Here is a 21,124-nt window from a genome sequence, read left to right on the forward strand (position 1 = left end):
GTAAGGAGGGGCCCCCGCTTAACGCCTTCTGCATAGGCGGGGGCCCCGCTTAACAGGTGTCGGAGTCGGACGAGGAGGCGTGGTGGGCGGGAACACGGTAGCGGTGATCGGCGCGGGCAAGATCGGCGAGCTGATGCTCTCCGGTCTGCTCCGCTCCGGCTGGCCGGTGGAGCGGCTGCTCGCCACCGCCCGGCGTCCGGCCCGCGCGCAGGAACTGACCGACCGCTACGGCGTACGGGTGGTGGACAACCTCACCGCGGTGGCCGAGGCCGACGTGCTCGCCGTGTCGGTGAAGCCGCAGGACGCCGCCGCGCTGCTCGACGAGATCGGCCCCAAGGTCCCCGCCGACAAGTTGGTCATCTCGCTCTGTGCCGGGCTGCCCACCAGCTTCTTCAACCGGCGGCTGCCCGAGGGCACCCCGGTGATCCGGGTGATGACCAACACCCCGGCGCTCGTCGACCAGGCGATGAGCGCCATCTCGCCCGGCGCGCACGCCACCGGCGCGCACCTGGCCCTGGCGGAGGAGATGTTCTCCCCGCTCGGCGCCACGCTCCGGGTGCCCGAGTCGCAGCAGGACGCGGTCACCGCGCTCTCCGGCTCCGGCCCCGCCTACTTCTACCTGCTGGTCGAGGCCATGATCGACGCCGGCATCCTGCTCGGCCTGCCGCGCCAGGTGGCGCACGAGCTGATCGTGCAGACCGCGATCGGCTCGGCGGTGATGCTGCGCGACTCCGGCGAACACCCGGTGAAGCTGCGCGAGGCGGTCACCTCGCCCGCCGGCACCACCATCTCCGCGATCCGCGAGCTGGAAAACCATGGGGTACGCGCGGCGATGCTGGCGGCGCTGGAGGCGGCCCGCGACCGGGCCCGGGAGTTGGCCGCCCAGGTCTGAGGCGAGTGCGCCTCGGCTGTTCGGTGCTGGTTGCCGCCAAAATCTACAGCGCCAGCTGTCCTCACTTCGGCGTCGAGGACGCCCTGAGTAGCGGAATAGCCTCGATCTTTTTCGCGCTAAGGCTGTCCCAGTAGATGCCGGTCGGGCGCTGCCGTCGTTGGCACTCGATCACCTCATCCGGGGTGATGATCAGATCGAGGCCGACATCGTGTGACGACTCGGGGAGCGGCCCGTCAACGATCTGCAACGGGTGGACCGTCGTCGCGACGATGGTGGACGGGCCGACCAAGCCAGCCTCAGTGAGCAGGGCAACTTCGATGTCCGAGTAGCCGGCGCCCTTTCCGATCCGCACGCCGTCACGGTTGACCGCGACGCTGCCGCACACCACCAGGTCGACCGGCCGCATCTCGCTGATCTCCACCTTCGGCGCATGTTCCGCTGCGCCGCCGCCAGTCGCGACGTCGGCGGGAGCCGCGTTCAGGTTGGTGGAGTCGAGCAGATAGAACGGTCGAACGTCGGCGATCTTCGGCACGGCCATGTAGAGGAGCTTGCCGTCGGCAAGTGCTCGCAGTCTCACCGGCAACTGGGCCTTGTCCGGGTTGGACTTGATGACGCTGGCCCTACGCCATGAGTCATGCTGCGCAAGCCGCTCGGCGGCCCGCTCGGCACCGATGAAGTTGGGGATACGGCCGTGGGCGCCGGGAGGAAGCGCCTGGCCGGCCTGCTCCAGTCGTGCCCAGACGGCTTCGCGTGCCTCGCGCTTCACTTGTTCAATCTCCACGTGGCCTCCTCAGCACGACATCAGCGCGAGCGTCCGATCCATGATCTCCTGGACGATCGGCCGGTCGCGCCATGGTCGCAGCTCTCGGCCGGCGGCGAACAGGACATTGACCGCGCCGCCGCCGCGAGTTTCCTCTACTACGTCGATCACCTGGTGCAGCGTCTCGGTGGCACCGTTCAGGTCGTGCTGCCGAAGGCGAGCCAACGCGAGATTTCCGAGGACGATGGCATACGACTTCCGGCGCTTCTGAATGCCAGAGGGAACGCCTTCGAGCAAGGATTGAGCTCGCTGCGGCTCACCCAGGTGGAGGTAGCAGGAGCCAGCCAGTCGGTTGAGCTGTCCGGCTGAGGCTGACGCATTTGGCTCGTCGCGGTCCGCGCGGCCCAGGTGGCTCTCGGCTTGGCTGAGGGCTCGTTCGCAGGCCGAGCGCTCGCCCATCATCGCGTTTGCCTCACCGACATGCAGCAGGGCCATGGCGGACAAGGCGTGGTCCCCGCAGTGAGAGGCGAGTTGGGCGGCGTGAGTCGCTTGAGTGAGCCTTACGGCGTGCCGGTTGTCCCGGTGACCTGAAGATGCGGCAACATCTGACCGACCAGACCCGGGGTGATCGCGAGGGTGGTCAGCGAGTCGGCGGTGTAGTCGGCTCCACTGGTGTCCAGGACCACGGCCCCCGCCTCTCGGACGATGGCCACCCCGGCTGTCATGTCCCAGGGGTGGTTGGAGAGGGTGATGGCGGCGTCGATCTTTCCCTCCGCCAACCAGACGAGGTCCACCGCCGCTGATCCGCTCATCCGCACGCGCTGCACCGTCTCGGCGAGCCGTGCCATCAGCGCCAACCGGGTCCGATTCTTGTGCGCGGCATCCGAACCGGTGGCGAAGTCGCCCATCCCGACGATGGCCTCGCTCAGACGTTTCGTGCCGCGTGCCTTGATCGGCTGGCCGTTCACGAACGCGCCACAGCCCTCGGCAGCCCAGTATCGAGCGTCGAGGAAGGGCAGGTCGACGACGCCGAGGACCGGACGTACGCCGTGGAGCAGACCGAGGGAGATGCCGCACAGGGGGAGACCGCGAACGAAGTTGACCGTGCCGTCGACCGGGTCGAGCGTCCATTGGCACTCGCCGGTGCCGCTGACCCCTTCCTCTTCGCCGAGGAAGGCGATGCCCGGCGTGGCGTCGCGCAGGAACGCGCGAAGGTCTCGCTCGATCGCGTAGTCGATCTCCGAGACGAGGTCGCGGTCGCCCTTGCTGGTCGAGGCGACCGGCACCTGGCGTTGCATGAAGGAGGCTGCCCGGTCGACCGCGTCGAGGGCGATCGGCAGCAGGTCACGATACGCGGTCACAGCGGTCGGCTCCGCTCCCACTGAGAGCCGAAGACCTGCTCGTACACCGGATAGAGCCCTGTCGTGGCGTCCTGCCGCCGCATCACGAAGGTCGGCGAGTCGACCCCTCGACTCGTCGGCAGGTATGCCTGGGCAAGGCAGAGATCGTCAACGAAGAGGAGGTTGAACCGAAGTGTCTCGTCATAGATGCCGACCTCGACGCTGCCGTGCAGCTCGTCGGGCAACCGGCTACGCATCCGCAACATCGTCTCGATGTTGAGCTTCGTCAGTGCCGCGAGCTGACCCGCTGGGAAGCCTTCCTCGTGCTCCCTGGCTCGGATCGCGGAGCCGTCCGGGTCCAGGAACAGGCAGCGGACCTGTGCGCCCTCTTCGATGAGTCGATGCCAGCGGTGGTCCGGACAGTGCTGGCACAGCAGGTTCAGGGAGAGACCCATGGCTCGAACGACACGGGCACCCGCCAGGATGCGATCCGCGGGCAGTTGCGCAGCGAGTTCGGCTCGATTGCGGTAGACCGCCGTGACGTCCGCAATCGGTTCGACGCGTGCGGCAGGAACAACGTGCGAATTGCCTGTCTCCACTGCCTCGCCGTCGTACCGCAGCTTGATGGTGTCGGCCGACCTCAACCCCGAGCGGAACCGCCGACGCACTTCGCCGTCCGCCCGCGTGAGCGCGGTGTCGAGGGCGGCCTGCATCTCCGGCCGGGGCTGCACCCCCTCCCGGCCCGCCTCCCACTTGGACACCGTGCGTTCACTGACACCGAGGTGCTCGGCGAAGTCGCGGATCGTCATCCGCAGGGCATGACGCAGCTTTCGGGTTTCCCGTCCGCTCCACTTCTGCACGGTCGTCATCGGCTCGCCTTCGATCGCTTCGAGACCGCCGTGCAGCAGCTTAGCGGCTTGAGTGCAGAACTGGTGCAGCGCAAGTGCAGAGCGTGGTCGTACCGAAGAATCATCGGGCTGACCAGGGTGGACGTATGGCCCGGGGCGGGTGCTTGCTCCGGCGGGGCGCGGCCCTCAGCGTGTCCGCCGTCCCCGCCCGCCCCGGTGCCCCTCCACTTCGCGATCTCGACGGAAGGACTCCTGATGGAGACGATCCCGGGCACCTGGCGGCGGGCATGAGCGGGCTCGGGGCGTACCCCGTTGAAGCGCGCGTCGCGGTGGTCCGCTGGCTGCGGTTGGTGGCGGCGGACGCCGAGCTGGCGCCGTACCTCATCGGGGTTGATCGGGTCCGGCTCGCCGGGCATCTGGCGCTGACCCTCACGGTGGCGCTCGGCGGGCCGGCGGGCGACATCGCCCGGCCGGTGGCCGGGGCGTGGCGCGGCCTGGGCCTGACCGAGGAGCAGCACCGCCGCGTGGTCGACTATCTGGCCGGGGTGCTGTGGGCGCTGGATGTGCCGGCCGGCACGGTGGATGCGGCCCGGCGGGCCTTCGCGGACGAGGCCGCCGGATGACCGCCGCCCTGGCCGCGTCGTGGTCCATCGTGCTGCGGTACGCCGACGCGGCGGCCGACCACTTCTGGCGCGAAGTCGGGGGGTGGTTGCCGCAGCGGGAGGTGGCCGTGTTCCTCGCCGCCTTCGGGCGGCTGGCCAGCGGTGGCGACGACCCGGCTTCGCGGGCGGATCTGCTGCTGGTGGCGGGAGGCACCGGGCTCGCGCCGCTGCGCGCCCTGGCCGAGCAGGTCGCCGCCGTTCCGGCCGGGCGGCGGGTGATCATGGTCGTCGGCTCGCGTGCCTTCGCCGATCTCTATGACGCGATCAGCCTGGACAAGCTCCAGTGCGCGCACGACTGGCTGAACGTGGTGCCGGCGTTCTCGCATGATCCGTGTGCGGAGCCGGGGGAGCGGGGCGACGCGCTCACCGTGGCGCTGGACCATTACCGGCCCGGCCAGGAGGTCTACGTGTGCGGACCGCCGCCGATGGTGGCCGGGTCGCGGCTGCGGCTACTCGCCGCCGGTGTCCCGGCCGGTCGGATCCATCTGCCGAACGACTCTGTGAGCTGACACTATCGTTTTTTTCGCTTTAACGGGTATCGTGGTGAGGGATTCGATGACGCCGGAGGATCTTGTGACGGTTGTACCCGCAGGCGGATCGGCGCCCAACGGTGACGAGCTGCGGCGCTTTGCCCGGCGATCGCTCCGGGGGCGGCGGCTGCAACTGATCGTTGACGGCGGAGAACCGGTCGACGTGCCGCCCGTGGTGGGCGAGGCCCTCGCCGAAGTCGTGTCGATCCTAGGTCGGGGGCGGCCGGTGCGGGTGATGGCGGAGAACGTCGAGCTGTCGACCGGGGAAGCCGCCGCGATCCTGGGTGTGACCCGCCCGACGGTGGTCAAGCTGATGAACGACGGCATTCTGCCCTACACCCGCCCCAACTCCAGCCGCCGGGTCGCGTTGCACGACGTGCTGGCCTACAAAGAACGTCGGTCGAGAGTGCGCCGTGAGGCGCTGGACGAGTTGACCGCGGACGCGATCGACATGGGCGTCTACGACGAAGCGATTCGGCGTGGCCGCCAGCCGTCGGACAACCAGCCGGACGAGTGACCGCCCACTGATGATCGTCGCCGTGCTGGACGCCTGCGTCCTCGTGCCGAGTGTGCTTGCCGATACCCTGCTGCGCTGCGCCGAGCAGGAGCTGTACCGCCCGCACTGGACTCGGGCGATCCTCGACGAGGTCCGGCGGAACCTGCCGCCGTCGGTGCTCGGTGTCAAGGCCGAACGCAGGGTCGAGGTCATGCGAGAACACTTCCCTACTGCGATGGTTTCGGGCTATGAGCACCTCATCGACGAGATGACCAATGACCGCAAGGATCGCCACGTGCTAGCCGCTGCCGTCACCGCCGATGCGGAGGTGATCGTCACCGCCAACCTCCGCGACTTCCCGGACCACGCCCTCGCACCGTACGCGATCGAGGCGCTGCATCCGGACGACTTCCTTTGCCTGCTGTACGACGATGACCCGGAACGGCTCACGGACATCGTCGTACAGCAGGCAGAGGGCACCGGCAGAGGCGGACGGCCGAAGCTCAGTGTGGACGACATTCTGAGCGGCCTCGCCGGATGCCGAGCGATTCGGTTCGCGCACCGGGTCTCTCGTCAACTGGCCGAAGGTCGTTAAAAGTGGCGGCCTATCGGCGTCGCTTAGTTTCCAGCGGCCATTCCAGGCTGACCGTCTCGTCGCGGCCCTGCTGGTCGAAGTAATCCTGAAGCTTCCGCTTCTGCGCGGCGTACCAGGTGATCTGCGCTCGGTGAAGGTCGTCGGGCAGCATCCGGGCGATGCGTTCGTGTCGGGCCGCGATCGACACCGCCATCTCGACGGCGGCGCGGGCATCGCTCGCGGCGTCGTGGGCGGAGCCGAGGTTCACCTCGTAGTACTGGCACAGGTCGCCGAGTTGCCGGCCACCGTACCGGTGAGGTTCGACCTCCTGGTGCAGGATCGACGGGTCGATGATGACGACGCGGCGCCAGTCCAGCGACGGAAGGGCGTGCCGGGCCAGCTCGGAATGCAACGTCGTGACGTCGTAGTGGGCGCAGAAGGCGACGAGCGGAGTCCCGTCGGCAATCACCTTCTCGATGGCCGTTCCCAGCTCGACCAGCGCTTCCCGGGGCGGCCTCCCGGCGCTGCGGACCATCTCGTCGGTAATCCCATGGATCTCGGTGGTGCGGGGCGGGATGGGCACACCCGGGTTGATGAGCCACCGCGTCGTCGTGCCATCGGAGTACGTGAGCGCGGCGGAGACGATGCGGGCGTCCATCGGCTCGTCCCCGGTGGTCTCGACGTCGAAGCCCACCACCGGCATGTCGTGCCAACCGCGGTGGGCTCCTCGCGGCGGCGCCATCTCGACCGGCGCGCAGTGATCGTGGTAGGTGGTCCAGCCGGCTCCGAGCCTGATCGCCTGCCCAGCCCCGGCCTCCACTCGCCGTCGGCACGTGCCACAACTGCCGGGAAACTTGTTGATCACGAATACTCCTGGTTTGGTCATGCGGATGCACCGATACGTGCCGACGCCGGGGAATGAGCGGCGGAGGGCCGCGCGCCCCAAGATCCTGAGTCATTGGTCGCGCTGCCGGCACCCACCAGCCGGGGTCATCTGATGACCTTTGTGGACTGTGTGGGACAGACCTTCGTCAGTTCCGTCTGGCGGGCGGTCTCCTGCCGACAGCGACGCGGGCATCTCCGGTGACGGCTAGGCGACATCCGTTGGTCAGGCGTCTCGCCCTGCGGGGAACAGGTCGGGCTCGACAACGCGACGGATACCGAACGTGTGCCCCATACTGGCCCGGTGTTCACTCTCGCCCAGGCGCGACACCTCGTGGCCACCCTCAAGCCCCGTGTCGATGAGCTGATCCGGTGTCGGGCCGACCTCGCCGAGTTGCGGGTCGACCTGGCCGACCACGGCGCCAGCGTGCTCGGCGGGCTCGCCGAGGTGAAGGCGCTGGAGGCCCGGCTGCACGCTGTGGTCGAGGAGTTCCACCAGCACGACATCGAGGTCAAGGGCATCGCCCCGGTGCTGCTCGACTTCCCCGGCGAACGGGACGGCCGGGCGGTGCTCTGGTGCTGGCTGGAGGGGGACACCGACGTCCGCTGGTACCACCGGGTCGAGTGCGGCTTCGCCGGCCGCCGTCCGGTGTGAGCGGTCGCGCCGACGAGTTGAGCGGGCCCGGCGAGTCGTTCCCGGCGAGCGGTGCGGCGGGCGTCTGCCGGTAGGCGCGCGGCGGGGTCGCGACGACCACCGGGTCCCGGAGTGTCTCCGGGGCCGGTGAGGTGCTTGAGCACCACCTCGTAGCCGGGGGCCACCGCAGCCTTTTGTATGGACAAGTCTCTATGGACGAGTGTCGCGAATCGACAAGCTTCCATGGTTAGTGATCTTATTGATATCTATCTCTCACCACCACTTCCCACCCCCAGGAGTGCGACGTGCGGAGATCCCGTCTTGCCACCCTCGCCCTGACCTTGGCCGCCTCGATCGGGGTCACCCTGACCCTGGCCGCCGCGCCCGCCCAGGCCGCCCCGTCCGACCGGTACGTCGCGCTCGGCGACTCGTACGCCTCCGGTGTCGGCGCCGGCAGCTACACCTCCGAGAGCGGCAACTGCCTGCGCAGCAGCAACGCCTATCCGGCCCTCTACAACGCCAACATCCGGCCCGCCTCGTACCGCTCGGTCGCCTGCTCCGGCGCGACCACCGCGGACGTCATCAGCGGCCAGCTCTCCGCGCTCTCCTCGACCACCACGCTCGTCAGCGTCACCATCGGCGGCAACGACGTCGGCTTCGCCAGCATCATGAGCACCTGCGTGCTCCAGGGCGAGTCGCAGTGCGTGGCGGCGGTGAACTCGGCCATGACCACCGCCCGGGCCCAACTGCCCGGCCGGCTCGCCAACGTCTACAACGGCATCCGGGGTCGGGCCCCCTCGGCCCGCGTCGTGGTGGTCGGCTATCCGGTCTTCTACCAGCTCGGCACCGTCTGCGTCGGGCTCACCGCCACCTCGCGCGCAAAGATCAACGAGGGCATCAACCTGGTCGACGACATCACCCGGACGGCCGCCACCTCCGCCGGCTTCACGTTCGCCGACGTGCGGTCCGCCTTCGTCGGCCACCAGCTGTGCAGCTACGGGGAGAAGTGGCTGCACGCGTTGAACGTGCTGAACCTGACCGTCTCCTACCACCCGACGACGGCCGGGCAGTCCGGCGGCTACTACCCGGTCTTCCGGTCCGCCGCCGGCTGACCGGAGCACTCGGCCGTGAGCGGCGCGCCTCCGGCCGGAGGCGCGCCGCCGCGTCGTACCCTCAGGCCGGCAGCACCTTCTCGATCGCCGCCCGCAGCTCGGGGTCGTCCGGCGTGACCTGCGGGGCGAACCGGGCGGCCACGCCGCCGTCCGGCGCGACCAGGAACTTTTCGAAGTTCCACCGTACGTCGCCGGTGTGCCCCTCGGCGTCCGGCGTGGACACCAGCGCGGCGTAGAGCGGGTGCCGGTCCGGGCCGTTGACGTCGACCTTCTCGGTGAGCGGGAAGGTCACGCCGTAGTTCACCTGGCAGAACTCCTCGATCTCGGCGGCGCTGCCCGGCTCCTGGCCGGCGAACTGGTTGCACGGCACCCCGAGCACGGTCAACCCGCGCCCGGCGTACGCGTCGGCGAGCGCCTGAAGGCCCGCGTACTGGGGGGTGAGGCCGCAGCGGGAGGCCACGTTCACCACCAGCAGGGCTTGGCCGCGATAGCGGCCGAGGTCGGCCGGGCCGCCGGTGAGGGCGTCGATCTGCACGTCGAAAACGGTCATGGGACGAGGCTACGGGCCGACGCCCGGCTCACCCCGCGCCACCCGCGAAATCGACGCCGCTGCATCTTGACGAACTGATGACGGCGTGAGTAGCGTCTCACCAATCAATTTGGAAAGTTTCCTAACTGTTTGGGGAGACGCCGTATGAAGAGATCGCTCCGCCGGGCCGTGTGGGCCACCGGCGCCGTGGTCGCGCTCGCGGCCGCCGCGGTGCCGATGACCACCGCCTCGGCCGCCGGCAGCGTCACCGCCACGTTCACCAAGGTGCAGGACTGGGGGACCGGTCACGAGGGACGGGTGACCGTCACCAACGGCACCAGCGCCAGCGTGAACACCTGGCGCATCGAGTTCGACCTGCCGTCGGGCACCACGATCGGCACCTTCTGGGACGCCGACGTGACCCGCAGCGGCAACCACTACGTCGCGGTCAACAAGAGCTGGGCCGGGCCGCTCGCCCCGGGCGCCAGCTTCAACTGGGGCTACAACGGCACCGGCGCGTACAAGGGTCCGTCGAACTGCACCGTCAACGGCGGCGCCTGCGCCGGCGGCGGCACCCCGACCACCGCGCCGCCGACCACGACGGCGCCCACCACCAAGCCGCCCACGACGACGGCGCCGCCCACCACGAAGCCGCCGACCACGACGGCGCCGCCCACCACCACGCCGCCCACCGGCGGCAAGAAGGTGGTCGGCTACTTCGCCGAGTGGGGCGTCTACGGCCGTAACTACCACGTCAAGAACATCCACACCAGCGGCTCCGCCGCGAAGCTGACCCACATCCTGTACGCCTTCGGCAACACCACCGGCGGGCGGTGCAGCATCGGCGACAGCTACGCCGACTACGACAAGGCGTACACCGCGGCGGACAGCGTCGACGGCGTCGCCGACACCTGGGACCAGCCGCTGCGCGGCAGCTTCAACCAACTGCGCAAGCTGAAGAAGATGTACCCGAACCTGAAGGTGCTCTGGTCCTTCGGCGGCTGGACCTGGTCGGCCGGCTTCACCCAGGCCGCGCAGAACCCGGCCGCGTTCGCCGACTCCTGCTACTCGCTGGTCAAGGACCCGCGCTGGGCGGACGTCTTCGACGGCATCGACATCGACTGGGAGTACCCGAACGCCTGCGGCCTCCAGTGCGACGCCAGCGGCCCGAACGCGTTCAAGAACGTGGTCTCGGCGCTGCGGAGCAAGTTCGGCTCCAGCTTCCTGGTCACCGCGGCGATCACCGCCGACGGCAGCAACGGCGGCAAGATCGACGCGACCGACTACGCCGGCGCGGCGTCGAACCTCAACTGGCTGATGCCGATGACGTACGACTACTTCGGCGCCTTCGCCGCCCAGGGGCCGACCGCGCCGCACTCCCCGCTCTACTCGTACTCCGGGATCCCGCAGCAGGGCTTCTGGTCGGACGCGGCGATCCAGAAACTCAAGTCCAAGGGCGTGCCGTCCAACAAGCTGCTGCTCGGCATCGGCTTCTACGGACGCGGCTGGACCGGCGTGACCCAGACCGCTCCCGGCGGCAGCGCCACCGGCGCGGCGCCGGGCACCTACGAGGCGGGCATCGAGGACTACAAGGTCCTCAAGAACACCTGCCCGGCCACCGCCACGGTCGGCGGCACGGCCTACGCCAAGTGCGGCAGCAACTGGTGGAGCTACGACACCCCGTCCACCATCGGCGGGAAGATGAGCTACGCCAACAGCCAGGGCCTCGGTGGCGCGTTCTTCTGGGAGCTCTCCGGTGACACCAGCAACGGTGAGCTGATCGGCGCCATCAAGGGCGGTCTCGGCTGAGCCGAGGTCGACGCACCACCCCTCGGCCCGGCCGAGGGTCGACGCACCACCCACCCGGCGGGGAGGGGCCGCACCGGCCCCTCCCCGCCCGCGTGCCACCCTGGTCGAACGGGGGCGATCGGAGCGAGGATGGGGAGGTCGCCGGCCGCCGCGCGGGCCGGTGTGGCACACTCGCCGACCAACGGTACGCGCTGAGAAGGAGGGTCGATGGCTCCCCAGCACCGCACCCCGCTGGCCGCACTTGCCGTGCTCGCGCTCCTGCCGATCGGCCTGGCCGGCTGCGGCGTGGGCGACGGCAACGGCGGCCCTGCCGCACCCACCGGCCGGGCCCCGGCGGAGGAGGCCGCAGCCAAGAGCCGGGAGCGGGTGCAGGCATACCTGGACGCGCTGGCCGCGCGGGACGCCGACGCCGGCCGCAGCCAGCTCTGCGCGCCCATGCAGGCCGCCTTCGACGCCGCCGCCACCGGCCCGAACGGCGACTTCGCCGACCATTTCACGGTGCCGCAGGCGGCCATCACCGACGTCCGCACCGGCTCGAAGGGCCAGGAGGTGAGCGCCGTGATCACGGTGGCCGCCGGCTCCCGAAAGGCCGACCGCGCGCTGCTGTTCACGGTCACCCGCACCGGCGCGGACTGGTGCATCGCCGGCGAGGCGCCGGGCGGCAACTCGCCCCCGCCGAGCGGCACGCCCTGACCCGGCCGCCGGTCTCCCACCCACCGGAACCGTCCCCCTCGGGAAGACGTGCCCGGACGATCGCCGTACGCTCTCGGGTATGCGCCAAGAGTGGCATCAGCTGAGTCACCCCGCCGTGGGCAGCCCCGGTCTGCAGACCAGCCGCCCGACCGCCGACTCCGCCGAGGACGTGGCCCTCGGCCTCGACCGCTGGCGGGAGCTGCCACGTGCGCAGACCCCGCCCTGGACCGATCCGGCGCAGGTCACCGAGGTGTGCACGGTGCTGGACACGGTGCCGTCGGTGGTCGCGCCCTACGAGGTCGACCAGCTGCGGCAGCGGCTGGCCATGGTCTGCGAGGGCAAGGCGTTCCTGCTCCAGGGCGGTGACTGCGCGGAGACCTTCGTCGACAACACCGAGAGCCACCTGCTGGCGAACGCCCGCACCCTGCTCCAGATGGCGATCGTGCTCACCTACGGCGCGTCGCTGCCGGTGGTCAAGGTGGCCCGGGTCGCCGGCCAGTACACCAAACCCCGGTCCCTGCCCACCGACGCGCGCGGCCTGCCCGCCTACCGCGGCGACATGATCAACTCGCTGGAGACCACGCCGGAGGCGCGGGTCGCCGACCCGCAACGCATGATCCGGGCGTACGCCAACTCGGCCGCCGCGATGAACATGCTCCGGGCGTACCTGGCCGGTGGGCTGGCCGACCTGCACGCGGTGCACGACTGGAACAAGGACTTCGTCCGGCGGTCCCCGGCCGGCGAGCGCTACGAGGCGATCGCCCGGGAGATCGACCGGGCGCTGGCGCTCATCCGCGCCTGCGGGATGACCGACGACGAGGCGCTGCGCACGGTCACGCTCTACTGCTCCCACGAGGCCCTGGCCCTGGAGTACGACCGGGCGCTGACCCGGATCTCCGACCGCAAGGCGTACGGCCTGTCCGGGCACTTCCTCTGGATCGGCGAGCGGACCCGGCAGATCGACGGCGCGCACATCGACTTCATCTCCCGGATCGCCAACCCGATCGGCGTCAAGCTCGGCCCCACCACCTCCCCGGACGAGGCGATCGAGCTCTGCGAGAAGCTCAACCCGGACAATGTGCCCGGCCGGCTCACCCTGATCAGCCGGATGGGCAACCACCGGGTCCGGGACGCGCTGCCGCCCATCGTCGCCAAGGTCACCGCCGCCGGCGCCAAGGTCGTCTGGCAGTGCGACCCGATGCACGGCAACACCCACGAGTCCTCCAACGGCTACAAGACCCGACACTTCGACCGGATCGTCGACGAGGTGCTCGGCTACTTCGAGGTGCACCGCGGCCTGGAGACCCACCCGGGCGGCCTGCACGTCGAGCTGACCGGTGAGGACGTCACCGAGTGTCTCGGCGGCGCCCAGGGCATCGAGGACCTCGACCTGCCCGGCCGGTACGAGACCGCCTGCGACCCGCGACTGAACACCCAGCAGTCGCTGGAGCTGGCCTTCCTGGTCGCGGAGATGCTCCGTGGCTGACGCGTTGATCGACCTTCGGACGGACACCGTGACCCGGCCGACCCCGGGGATGCGCGAGGCCATGGCCACCGCCGAGGTGGGCGACGACGTCTACGGTGAGGACCCGACCGTCGTCGCGCTCGAAGCCGAGGTGGCCGCCCGGTTCGGGCACGAGGCGGCGCTGTTCGCCCCGAGCGGCTCGATGGCCAACCAGCTCGCCCTGCAACTGCTCGTCCCACCCGGCGACGAACTGCTCTGCGACGCCGACGCGCACGTGGTCACGTACGAGGTGGGCGCCGCGGCGGCGTACGGCGGAATCTCGTCGCGGACCTGGCCGGCGGTGGGCGCGGAGATCGACCCCGACGTGGTCGTGGGGATGATCCGGCCGGACGGCTACTTCGCGGTGCCCACCCGGGCGATCGCGGTGGAGCAGACCCACAACCGGGGTGGCGGCGGGGTGATCCCGCTGTCCACGCTGCGCCGGCTGCGCGCGGTCGCCGACGAACACGGGCTCGCCCTGCACTGCGACGGCGCCCGGATCTGGCACGCGCACGTGGCCGACGGGGTGCCGCTGGCCGAGTACGGCGCGCTCTTCGACACGCTGTCGGTCTGCCTCTCCAAGGGCCTCGGCGCGCCGGTCGGATCGCTGGTGCTGGGCAGCGCCGAGAAGATCGCCCGGGCCCGGTTCCTGCGCAAGCGGATGGGCGGCGGCATGCGGCAGGTCGGCATCCTCGCCGCAGCCGGCCGGTACGCGCTGGCGCACCACGTCGATCGGCTCGCCGACGACCACGCCAAGGCCGCCCGGCTGGCCGAAGCGGTCGCACCGCACGGGGTGCTCGCGACCGGCGTGCGGACCAACATCGTGCCGCTGGACCTGACCAAGCACCCGCTCGACGCGCACGCCCTCGCGGCTGCCGCCCGGGCGGAGGGCCTGCTGATCTCGGTGCTCGCCCCGCGTACCGCCCGGCTGGTCACCCATCTGGACGTCACCGACGCCCAGACCGACCGCGCCGCCGAGATCCTCACCACCATCCTGCGCGCCGCCTGACCCCCACCCCTCCCACCCCTCCCACTACCCGGCCGGGCCAGGCCGGGGCCGAGCCTGGGCCGAGCCTGGGCCGGGCCGGGCCGGGGCCGAGCCTGGGCCGGGCCGGGGCCGAGCCTGGGCCGGGTTGATCATGAAGTTGGCGGCGCGAATTGTCCGATTCGATGCCGTCAACTTCATGATCAAACCGGAGTGGCCGGAGTGGCCGGAGTGGCCGGAGTGGCCGGAGTGGCCGGGGCGGGGCCGGACGGGGAGTGGTGTCAGGGGTGAAGACGTCTGAGGGTGGCGATGTCGGCGGCGTGGCCGACGTGCTTCTCGGTCGGGGTCTCCACCAGCACCGGGACACCGGCGGTCGCGGGGTGACGCATCAGTTCGGCGAACGCCGGCTCGCCGATGCTGCCCTTGCCGATGTTCTCGTGCCGGTCCCGGGTGGAGCCGCACAGGTCCTTCGAGTCGTTGGCGTGCACCAGTCGTAGCCGGTCGGCGCCGACGGTGGCGACGAGCGTGTCCAGCGCGGCGGTCATGCCGCCCTCGGCGGCCAGGTCGTGCCCGGCCGCCCAGGCGTGACAGGTGTCGAAGCAGACGCCGAGCATGGGGTGCCGGTCGACCGCGTCCAGGTAGGGGCCGAGGTGCTCGACCCGGGAGGCCAGCGACCGGCCGCCCCCGGCGCTCGGCTCGACAAGCAGCATCGGCCCGCCGACGGCGGCCGACTCGTCCAGCAGCGGCAGCAGCGAGGCCCGGACCTGCCGGAAGGCCGCCTCCGCGTGCCCCTCGTCGACCGAGCTGCCGGCGTGGAACACCACGCCCTCGGCGCCGATGGCCCGGCCCCGGCGCAGCGCGTGGGCAAGCGTCTCCGCCGAGCGGGCGACCGTGGCCGGGGTGGGGGAGCCGAGGTTGACCAGCAGCGAGGCGTGGATGAAGACGGGCAGGCCACGTTCGCCGCAGCCGTCGCGGAACAGGCTGTCCTGGGTCGGGTCGCCCGCCGGCAGCGCCCAGCCGCGTGAATTGGAGACGTAGACCTGCACCACCTCCGAGCCGGCTGCCTCCGCGTACGGCAGCGCGGCGCGGGCCAGTCCGCCGGAGGTGGGCGTGTGCGAGCCCACCCGGCGGCGGTCGCCGACCCCGTGCGCCGGGCTCACGGGTCCATCTTCGTTCGCGACTGCGGGGCTCGCAAGGCCGGCTCACTCCTCGCGCTCACGGGTCCGTCTTCGTTCGCGACTGCGGGGCTCGCAAGGCCGGCTCACTCCTCGCGCTCACAGGCAGGTCACCGTGACCGTGGTGCCCGGCGGCACCGGAGTGTTCTCGGGCGGGTTCTGGAGCTTGACGGTGCCGTTCGGGTTGAGCTGGACGTTGACCGGGAACCCCTGGCTCTCCAGCGTCTGCTTGGCCTGCTGGCACGGCATGTCGATCACCCGGGGGACGGTCACCTGGGGCGGGCCCTTGCTGATCTCCAGCTTGACCTTGGCGCCCTTCTCCACGCCGGTGCCGTCGGCCGGGCTCTGGCCGAGGATCTCGTCCTTCGGCTTGTCGGATTCCTTGAAGTTCTCCTCCGCCTTCAGCCCGAGCTGCCCGAGGATGCCCCGCGCCTCGTTGAGGCTCTTGCCGACCAGGTTGGGCACGGTCACCGGGGCACGACCCTTGCTGAGGATCAGCGTCACCTTCGACCCGGGCTTGACCACCGTGCCCACCTTCGGGTCGGTGGCCAGCACCACGCCCGCGGGCAGCGCGTCGTCGTACCGGGAGGAGCCCTTGGCCGGCGCCAGCTTGGCATCGGTCAGCTCGGCCTGGGCCAGCTCGTAGTCCTTGCCCACCACGTCCGGCACCGGCAGCCGCTCCGGGCCGAGCGACAGCGTCAGGGTGATGGTGCCGCCCTTGACGATCCGGGCGGCCGACCCCGGCGTCTGCCCGAGCACGGTGTCCTTGGGCACCTTCTCGTCGTAGCGGGGATCGGCGTAGCGCAGCGTGAACCCGCCGCGCTGGGCCTGCGCCTCCGCGTCGGCCTTGGTCAGGCTCACCAGTTGCGGCGCGACCGTGTATCGGCCCACCCCGAACCACCAGCCACCGCCGGCGGCCACCAGGCCGAGCACCACGACCACCGCGGCGACCGCCAGCCGGCCGCGCGGTGAGCCCATGACCCGGGTACGCAGGGCGGCCAGCCGGGCGCCCGGCCCCTCCGGCTCTTCGGCGCGGCGTCGGTGCGGGCGCTGCCCACCACCGCCCTCGGGCAGCCGGGCCCAGGCCGGCCGCTCGGCCGGGCGGAGCGCGGCCACCACCTGCGTCGGCTGGCTCAGCACCGACGTGTCGTCGCCGATCTGGCGCAGTACGGCGGTGTGCGCGTGCGGATTGCCCAGCTGTTCGTGGGCCGTCTGAACCTCGGTCAGCAGCGCTCCGGCGTCGGCCGGACGGGCCGCCGGATCACGCCGGGTGGCGTGGGCGACGAGCGCGTCGAGGGCCGGCGGCAACGCCGGGACCAGGGTGGACGGCGCCGGCACGTCGCGGTCGACGTGCTGCCAGGCGACCTCCACCGGACGGTCACCGTCGTAGGGCACCCGGCCGGTGAGCATCTCGAACAGCACGATGCCGGCGGAGTAGACGTCGGTGCGCGGATCCGCGTGGCCCTGGGTGACCAGCTCCGGCGCCACGTACGCCACGGTCGCCATGAGCTGGTTGCCGTTCTCCTCCTCGGCGCTGGCCTCGACGGCGCGGGCCAGCCCGAAGTCGGCCACCTTGACCACGCTGTCGACCAGGTCGCCTCGGCCGCCGGCGGGCGCCTCGGCGACCAGCACGTTCTCCGGCTTGACGTCGCGGTGCACGAGCCCGGCCCGGTGCGCGGCGGCGATCGCGGCGAGCATCTGCTCGGCGATCGCGAGCGCCTCCTCCGGGTCGAGCCGTCGCCGCTCGGCGAGCACGTCGCGCAGCGTGCGGCCGCGGACGTACTCCATCACCAGATAGGGAAGGCCGGCGTGGATGCCCTGGTCGTAGACCGCGACCACGTTCGGGTGGGTGAGCCGGGCGATGGTCTTGGCCTCGTCGGTGAAACGCTCGACGAAGCCGGCCGTCCGGGCCCGCGCCTGGGGCGCCTGGGTCGGATGAATGATCTTGACCGCCACCGTGCGTTCCAGGCGCTCGTCGGTGGCGGTGTAGACGGTCGCCATGCCGCCACGGGCCACGCGACCGCGGATGCGGTAGCGCCCGTCGATAAGCGAGCCAAGCAACGTGTCGGCGACCTGTGTGTCCATCGGCAGGCAGTCTATGTGTCGGAGCGGCAAAGGATGAACAGGATGCTACCGCCGGGTTCCGACACCGGTGGGCCACCACGCTCCACCGGCGGGTCCGGGGGTGCCGTGCACCCGGCGCGGCGGGCACGTGGCAGGGTGGTCGGGTGACCGATTCCGTACCCGCCGAGGCCGGCGCCGACCTGCCCGGACCGGCCGACCCGGCCGGCTGGCTGACCCTGCCGGACGTGGCCGAGCGCCTCGACCTGTCGATCAGCAAGGTGCACCAGATGATCCGGGACCGCGAGCTGCTCGCGGTGCGCCGCGACGGCGTCCGCCGGATCCCGGCCGACCTGGTGGCCAACCACAACGTGCTCAAGCACCTACCCGGCGTGCTCAACCTGCTCGCCGACGCCGGTTACGACGACGACGAGGCGCTGCGCTGGCTGTACCGGGAGGACCCGAGCCTGCCCGGCACCCCGGCCGCCGCGCTCGCCGGTGACCTGGCCCGCGAGGTCAAGCGCCGAGCACAGGCCACCGCCTTCTGACCCACCCCCACCCCCGCCCCGGTCTCCCCGCCCGCTGATCATGAAGTTGACGGCACGATTGGAGATCAACTCAGCCGCCAACTTCATGATCGACCGGTCGCGGGAGGGCGGGGCGGGGGCGTGCGTGGGCGGGGTGGGGGCGTGCGTGGGCGGGGTGGGGGTCAGTCGGTGCGGCGGGTGGCGGCGATGGCCAGGTCGACCAGGGCCTGGCGGGCCTCGGTGTCCAGGTCGACGGCGGTCAACGCGGCCAGCGCGCCCTCGGTGAGCGTGGCGATCCGGCGCTCGGTGCGCTCCAACGCGCCGCTCGCGGTGATCAGCTCGCGCAGCCGGGTCACCCCGGCGGCGTCCAGATCCGACGTGCCGAGGCCGCCCAGCAGCAGCTCCCGGCCGGCCGGGTCGAGCGTCTCCAGGGCCGCCGCCACCAGGTACGTCCGCTTGCCCTCGCGCAGGTCGTCGCCGGCCGGCTTGCCGGTGCGCGCCGGGTCGCCGAACACGCCCAGCACGTCGTCGCGGAGCTGGAACGCCTCACCCAGCGGCAGCCCGTACGCCGAGTAGGCCGCGTGCACCTCGGCCGGCGCGCCGGCCAGCGCGGCGCCCAGCAGCAGCGGACGCTCGACGGTGTACTTCGCCGACTTGTACCGGGCCACCTTCCCGGCCCGGTCGAGCGAGGTGTCGCCGGTGGCCTGGGTCAGCACGTCCAGGTACTGCCCGACGGTCACCTCGGTGCGCATCTCGTCGAAGACCGGTCGGGCCCGCGCCACCGTCGCCGGGGCCAGGCCGGCGGAGTGCAGCAACTCGTCGGACCACACCAGGCAGAGATCGCCCAGCAGGATCGCGGCGGCGTCGCCGAAGGAGCCGGCGTCGCCGCCCCACCCGGCGTCACGGTGCCGGGCGGCGAACCGCCGGTGCACCGCAGGCTCGCCCCGCCGGGTGTCCGACCGGTCCATCAGATCATCGTGAATCAGCGCGCTGGCCTGCACGAACTCCAACGCGGCCAGGGTGGCGACGACCTGGTCGGAATCGATCCCGCCGGCACCCCGGTAACCCCAGTAGCCGAAGGCCGGCCGCAGCCGCTTGCCGCCACCGAGCACGAACGCCTCGATCGCCTCGGCGACCGGCAGCAGGCCGTCGTCGACGGCGGTCAGCCGGGCGCGCTGGCCGGCGAGGAACTCGGTGAGCGCCTTGTCGATCCGCTGGCGCAGGCCGGCGCGGTCGACCGGGGAGACGGGAGCAGCGTGGGTCACGCCACGACGCTAGTCGGTCCCGGCCGGACACGCCCCGTCGCCGCCCCCGGCGCGCCGTCCGCCCCGGAACGGCCCGCGTCGGCCTCGCCTCGGGACCACACCGACGCGGGGAGCGGCCGGCGCGGGTGGGTGGCCGCGGGTGACCCGGATCGGCGTCGGCCGGCCGGCCCGGACGCCCCGCGGCCCTGGTGACGGCGACGGCGGCCGGGACGGGCGTCCTCGCGGCCCGGGTGAGGGCGTGGACGGACCCGGTGGCCGGGACGGGCGTCCTCGCGGCCCGGGTGAGGGCGTGGACGGGCCCGGTGGCCGGGTCGGGCAGCCCCGCGACCCGAGCGGGTCCGGCGGTCGGCCCGGTTGAGCGACCGGCCTGCCTGCGGCGCAGCCGACGACTGCGTGCGGTGGCGTCGGCGATCAGCTCGACCGGCGTCCCGAGGACCCGCGCCAACCAGGCGGACCAGAAGTCGCCGGGGAGCCGGAGCTGGCGTTCCCACCGGGATATCTCGTGTCGGGTGAGGGTGGGCACGCCGGAGGCGGCGCACAGCTCGGCGGCGACCCGCCGCTGGCTCCAGCCACGGGCAGCGCGCAGCTCGGCCAGGAGCGGCCCGAGCGGGCGGGCGACGGACGGCGCGGGCGACATCATCGGGACCTCCGGAGCGGGGACGCGGGCGGTGACGCCCGGCCGTGCGCGCCGGCGCGTCGCTGTCGTGGCGACCCCCGCGCGGGACCCCGGGGCCGGCCGTCGGCCGCCCCACCGCGCTGGCGTCGTTTCTACCCCGGAGGTACGACGTCCCGGCCGGACCGCGTCGTCGTTTCCGATCCCGGGGTACGACGTCCCGGCCGGACCGCTCGCGGGCTGGGAACGGTCTCGGCGTGCCGCCCCGGTGCGGCTACAGTCGGTCTGTGGCGCTCGGTCTTCCCTCGGTCCTCCCCAACCCGCAGCCGGCGATCGGGGAGTTGATCCGTGACGGCCGCCCGACCTTCTCGTTCGAGTTCTTCCCGCCGAAGACCGCCGCCGGGGAGAAGCTGCTCTGGCAGGCGATCCGGGAGTTGGAGTCGCTGCGTCCCTCGTTCGTCTCGATCACGTACGGCGCGGGCGGCTCGACCCGGGACACCACGGTCGCGGTGACCGAGCGGATCGCCACCGAGACCACCCTGCTGCCGATGGCGCACCTCACCGCGGTCAACCACTCGGTCGCCGAGCTGCGGCACGTGATCGGCCGGCTGGCCTCGGTCGGGGTGCGTAACGTGCTGGCCGTGCGGGGTGACCCGCCGGGTGACCCGGGCGGCGAGTGGATCACGCATCCCGAGGGCGTCCGCTACGCCGAGGATCTGGTCCGGCTGGTGCGGGACAGCGGAGACTTCAGCGTCGGGGTGGCCGCCTTCCCGTACAAGCATCCGCGCTCGCCGGACGTGGCCAGCGACACCGCGCACTTCGTCCGCAAGTGCCGGGCCGGCGCGGAGTTCGCGATCACCCAGATGTTCTTCGACGCCGACGACTACCTGCGGCTGCGGGACCGGGTCGCCGCCGCCGGCTGCGACACCCCGATCCTCGCCGGGGTGATGCCGGTGACCCAGATCGGCACCATCGCGCGCTCGGTGCAGCTCTCCGGCGCGCCGTTCCCGACCGCGCTCGCCGAGCGGTTCGAGCGGGTGGCCGACGACCCCGGGGCGGTCCACCGGCTCGGCGTCGAGCAGGCCGGCGAGATGTGCGCGAAGCTGTTGGACGAGGGCGTGCCCGGGATCCACTTCATCACGCTCAACCGGTCCACCGCGACCCGCGAGGTGTGGCAGTTCCTGCGGGCCGACGCGCGGGTGTGACCACCCGCCACACGACACCCGCGCCGCC

At 71.7% G+C, this 21,124-nt stretch carries 22 protein-coding genes; 13 read left to right on the forward strand and 9 right to left on the reverse strand.

Features of this window, described 5'->3' with window-relative positions; translation table 11 throughout:
- The first annotated feature begins 133 nt into the window (after positions 1-133).
- Positions 134-892, forward strand: a complete 759-nt coding sequence (gene proC, locus O7602_RS07050) for a pyrroline-5-carboxylate reductase (protein WP_281590180.1) — start codon at positions 134-136, stop codon at positions 890-892.
- Positions 893-953: 61 nt separating this feature from the next.
- Here the strand turns inward: proC and O7602_RS07055 are convergent, their stop codons facing one another.
- The 4 genes from O7602_RS07055 to O7602_RS07070 form a co-directional block, all read right to left on the reverse strand.
- Positions 954-1,673 (reverse strand): 5-formyltetrahydrofolate cyclo-ligase, encoded by a 720-nt coding sequence (locus tag O7602_RS07055; protein ID WP_281587405.1) that lies wholly within the window; start codon positions 1,671-1,673, stop codon positions 954-956.
- Positions 1,674-1,682: 9 nt separating this feature from the next.
- Positions 1,683-2,147, reverse strand: a complete 465-nt coding sequence (locus tag O7602_RS07060) for a hypothetical protein (protein ID WP_281587406.1) — start codon at positions 2,145-2,147, stop codon at positions 1,683-1,685.
- Positions 2,148-2,212: 65 nt separating this feature from the next.
- Positions 2,213-3,034, reverse strand: a complete 822-nt coding sequence (locus O7602_RS07065; protein ID WP_281587407.1) for an inositol monophosphatase family protein — start codon at positions 3,032-3,034, stop codon at positions 2,213-2,215.
- Entirely contained in the window at positions 3,010-3,861 is an 852-nt protein-coding gene (locus O7602_RS07070; RefSeq protein WP_281587408.1) for a DUF5919 domain-containing protein, read from the reverse strand. Before O7602_RS07070 ends, O7602_RS07065 begins: the two co-directional genes overlap by 25 nt.
- Positions 3,862-4,127: 266 nt before the next feature.
- Between O7602_RS07070 and O7602_RS07075 the strand changes: the two genes are divergently transcribed.
- From O7602_RS07075 to O7602_RS07090, 4 genes are read left to right on the forward strand one after another with little or no spacing between them, the layout of a single operon-like run.
- Positions 4,128-4,463: a hypothetical protein gene (locus tag O7602_RS07075; RefSeq protein WP_281587409.1), complete on the forward strand. Its 336-nt coding sequence runs from the start codon at positions 4,128-4,130 to the stop codon at positions 4,461-4,463.
- Positions 4,460-5,011 (forward strand): hypothetical protein, encoded by a 552-nt coding sequence (locus O7602_RS07080; RefSeq protein ID WP_281587410.1) that lies wholly within the window; start codon positions 4,460-4,462, stop codon positions 5,009-5,011. Before O7602_RS07075 ends, O7602_RS07080 begins: the two co-directional genes overlap by 4 nt.
- A 46-nt stretch (positions 5,012-5,057) precedes the next feature.
- Complete coding sequence (locus O7602_RS07085) at positions 5,058-5,549, forward strand: helix-turn-helix domain-containing protein (RefSeq protein WP_281587411.1); 492 nt, start codon at positions 5,058-5,060, stop codon at positions 5,547-5,549.
- A gap of 10 nt (positions 5,550-5,559) precedes the next feature.
- Positions 5,560-6,123, forward strand: coding sequence for a PIN domain-containing protein (locus O7602_RS07090; RefSeq protein WP_281587412.1), 564 nt, complete (start codon positions 5,560-5,562; stop codon positions 6,121-6,123).
- A 10-nt stretch (positions 6,124-6,133) separates the two neighbouring features.
- Here O7602_RS07090 and O7602_RS07095 read toward each other — a convergent pair whose 3' ends face one another.
- Positions 6,134-6,967: an exonuclease domain-containing protein gene (locus O7602_RS07095; RefSeq protein WP_281587413.1), complete on the reverse strand. Its 834-nt coding sequence runs from the start codon at positions 6,965-6,967 to the stop codon at positions 6,134-6,136.
- A gap of 321 nt (positions 6,968-7,288) precedes the next feature.
- Between O7602_RS07095 and O7602_RS07100 the strand changes: the two genes are divergently transcribed.
- Positions 7,289-7,639: a DUF2203 domain-containing protein gene (locus O7602_RS07100; protein WP_281587414.1), complete on the forward strand. Its 351-nt coding sequence runs from the start codon at positions 7,289-7,291 to the stop codon at positions 7,637-7,639.
- A gap of 284 nt (positions 7,640-7,923) precedes the next feature.
- Positions 7,924-8,730, forward strand: coding sequence for an SGNH/GDSL hydrolase family protein (locus O7602_RS07105; RefSeq protein ID WP_281587415.1), 807 nt, complete (start codon positions 7,924-7,926; stop codon positions 8,728-8,730).
- A gap of 61 nt (positions 8,731-8,791) precedes the next feature.
- Here the strand turns inward: O7602_RS07105 and O7602_RS07110 are convergent, their stop codons facing one another.
- On the reverse strand, positions 8,792-9,280 hold the full coding sequence (locus O7602_RS07110) for a glutathione peroxidase (RefSeq protein ID WP_281587416.1): 489 nt from the start codon (positions 9,278-9,280) through the stop codon (positions 8,792-8,794).
- A 144-nt stretch (positions 9,281-9,424) separates the two neighbouring features.
- On the opposite strand from O7602_RS07110, the gene O7602_RS07115 reads away from it, so the two are divergent.
- The 4 genes from O7602_RS07115 to O7602_RS07130 all read left to right on the forward strand — a co-directional run bounded on the left by O7602_RS07115 (position 9,425) and on the right by O7602_RS07130 (position 14,274).
- The gene (locus tag O7602_RS07115; RefSeq protein ID WP_281587417.1) at positions 9,425-11,068 is read left to right on the forward strand and encodes a glycosyl hydrolase family 18 protein; all 1,644 of its coding nucleotides are present in this window, start codon (positions 9,425-9,427) and stop codon (positions 11,066-11,068) included.
- 207 nt (positions 11,069-11,275) lie between these two features.
- Positions 11,276-11,761, forward strand: a complete 486-nt coding sequence (locus tag O7602_RS07120) for a hypothetical protein (RefSeq protein WP_281587418.1) — start codon at positions 11,276-11,278, stop codon at positions 11,759-11,761.
- Positions 11,762-11,840: 79 nt separating this feature from the next.
- Entirely contained in the window at positions 11,841-13,247 is a 1,407-nt protein-coding gene (locus O7602_RS07125) for a 3-deoxy-7-phosphoheptulonate synthase class II (RefSeq protein WP_281587419.1), read from the forward strand.
- Complete coding sequence (locus O7602_RS07130; protein ID WP_281587420.1) at positions 13,240-14,274, forward strand: GntG family PLP-dependent aldolase; 1,035 nt, start codon at positions 13,240-13,242, stop codon at positions 14,272-14,274. Before O7602_RS07125 ends, O7602_RS07130 begins: the two co-directional genes overlap by 8 nt.
- Positions 14,275-14,531: 257 nt before the next feature.
- Here O7602_RS07130 and O7602_RS07135 read toward each other — a convergent pair whose 3' ends face one another.
- The gene (locus tag O7602_RS07135; protein ID WP_281587421.1) at positions 14,532-15,410 is read right to left on the reverse strand and encodes a deoxyribonuclease IV; all 879 of its coding nucleotides are present in this window, start codon (positions 15,408-15,410) and stop codon (positions 14,532-14,534) included.
- 114 nt (positions 15,411-15,524) lie between these two features.
- Positions 15,525-17,510 carry a Stk1 family PASTA domain-containing Ser/Thr kinase gene (gene pknB / locus O7602_RS07140; RefSeq protein ID WP_281587422.1) on the reverse strand — a complete coding sequence of 662 codons (1,986 nt, stop codon included), beginning with the start codon at positions 17,508-17,510 and terminating at the stop codon, positions 15,525-15,527.
- 143 nt (positions 17,511-17,653) lie between these two features.
- Here pknB and O7602_RS07145 point away from each other — a divergent pair, with 143 nt between their 5' ends.
- Positions 17,654-18,034 carry an Rv2175c family DNA-binding protein gene (locus tag O7602_RS07145; RefSeq protein ID WP_281587423.1) on the forward strand — a complete coding sequence of 127 codons (381 nt, stop codon included), beginning with the start codon at positions 17,654-17,656 and terminating at the stop codon, positions 18,032-18,034.
- Positions 18,035-18,195: 161 nt separating this feature from the next.
- Here O7602_RS07145 and O7602_RS07150 read toward each other — a convergent pair whose 3' ends face one another.
- A complete protein-coding gene (locus tag O7602_RS07150; protein ID WP_281587424.1) occupies positions 18,196-19,278 on the reverse strand; it encodes a polyprenyl synthetase family protein in 1,083 nt (360 codons plus the stop codon).
- Between the two features lie 900 nt (positions 19,279-20,178).
- Between O7602_RS07150 and metF the strand changes: the two genes are divergently transcribed.
- The gene (metF, locus tag O7602_RS07155) at positions 20,179-21,096 is read left to right on the forward strand and encodes a methylenetetrahydrofolate reductase [NAD(P)H] (protein WP_281587425.1); all 918 of its coding nucleotides are present in this window, start codon (positions 20,179-20,181) and stop codon (positions 21,094-21,096) included.
- Positions 21,097-21,124 lie beyond the last annotated feature (28 nt).

Origin of the sequence: Micromonospora sp. WMMD1128 (genome assembly GCF_027497235.1) — a bacterium.
In the GTDB taxonomy this organism is placed as follows: Bacteria; Actinomycetota; Actinomycetes; order Mycobacteriales; family Micromonosporaceae; genus Micromonospora.

Bases quoted from the DNA above. Each gene is read 5' to 3' on its own strand.
- pknB (WP_281587422.1), bottom strand. From the start codon at position 17,510: ATGGACACACAGGTCGCCGACACGTTGCTTGGCTCGCTTATCGACGGG.
- O7602_RS07125 (WP_281587419.1), top strand. From the start codon at position 11,841: ATGCGCCAAGAGTGGCATCAGCTGAGTCACCCCGCCGTGGGCAGCCCC.
- O7602_RS07115 (WP_281587417.1), top strand. From the start codon at position 9,425: ATGAAGAGATCGCTCCGCCGGGCCGTGTGGGCCACCGGCGCCGTGGTC.
- O7602_RS07070 (WP_281587408.1), bottom strand. From the start codon at position 3,861: ATGACGACCGTGCAGAAGTGGAGCGGACGGGAAACCCGAAAGCTGCGT.
- proC (WP_281590180.1), top strand. From the start codon at position 134: ATGCTCTCCGGTCTGCTCCGCTCCGGCTGGCCGGTGGAGCGGCTGCTC.
- O7602_RS07110 (WP_281587416.1), bottom strand. From the start codon at position 9,280: ATGACCGTTTTCGACGTGCAGATCGACGCCCTCACCGGCGGCCCGGCC.
- O7602_RS07080 (WP_281587410.1), top strand. From the start codon at position 4,460: ATGACCGCCGCCCTGGCCGCGTCGTGGTCCATCGTGCTGCGGTACGCC.
- O7602_RS07060 (WP_281587406.1), bottom strand. From the start codon at position 2,147: ATGGCCCTGCTGCATGTCGGTGAGGCAAACGCGATGATGGGCGAGCGC.
- O7602_RS07085 (WP_281587411.1), top strand. From the start codon at position 5,058: ATGACGCCGGAGGATCTTGTGACGGTTGTACCCGCAGGCGGATCGGCG.
- O7602_RS07120 (WP_281587418.1), top strand. From the start codon at position 11,276: ATGGCTCCCCAGCACCGCACCCCGCTGGCCGCACTTGCCGTGCTCGCG.
- O7602_RS07075 (WP_281587409.1), top strand. From the start codon at position 4,128: ATGAGCGGGCTCGGGGCGTACCCCGTTGAAGCGCGCGTCGCGGTGGTC.
- O7602_RS07090 (WP_281587412.1), top strand. From the start codon at position 5,560: ATGATCGTCGCCGTGCTGGACGCCTGCGTCCTCGTGCCGAGTGTGCTT.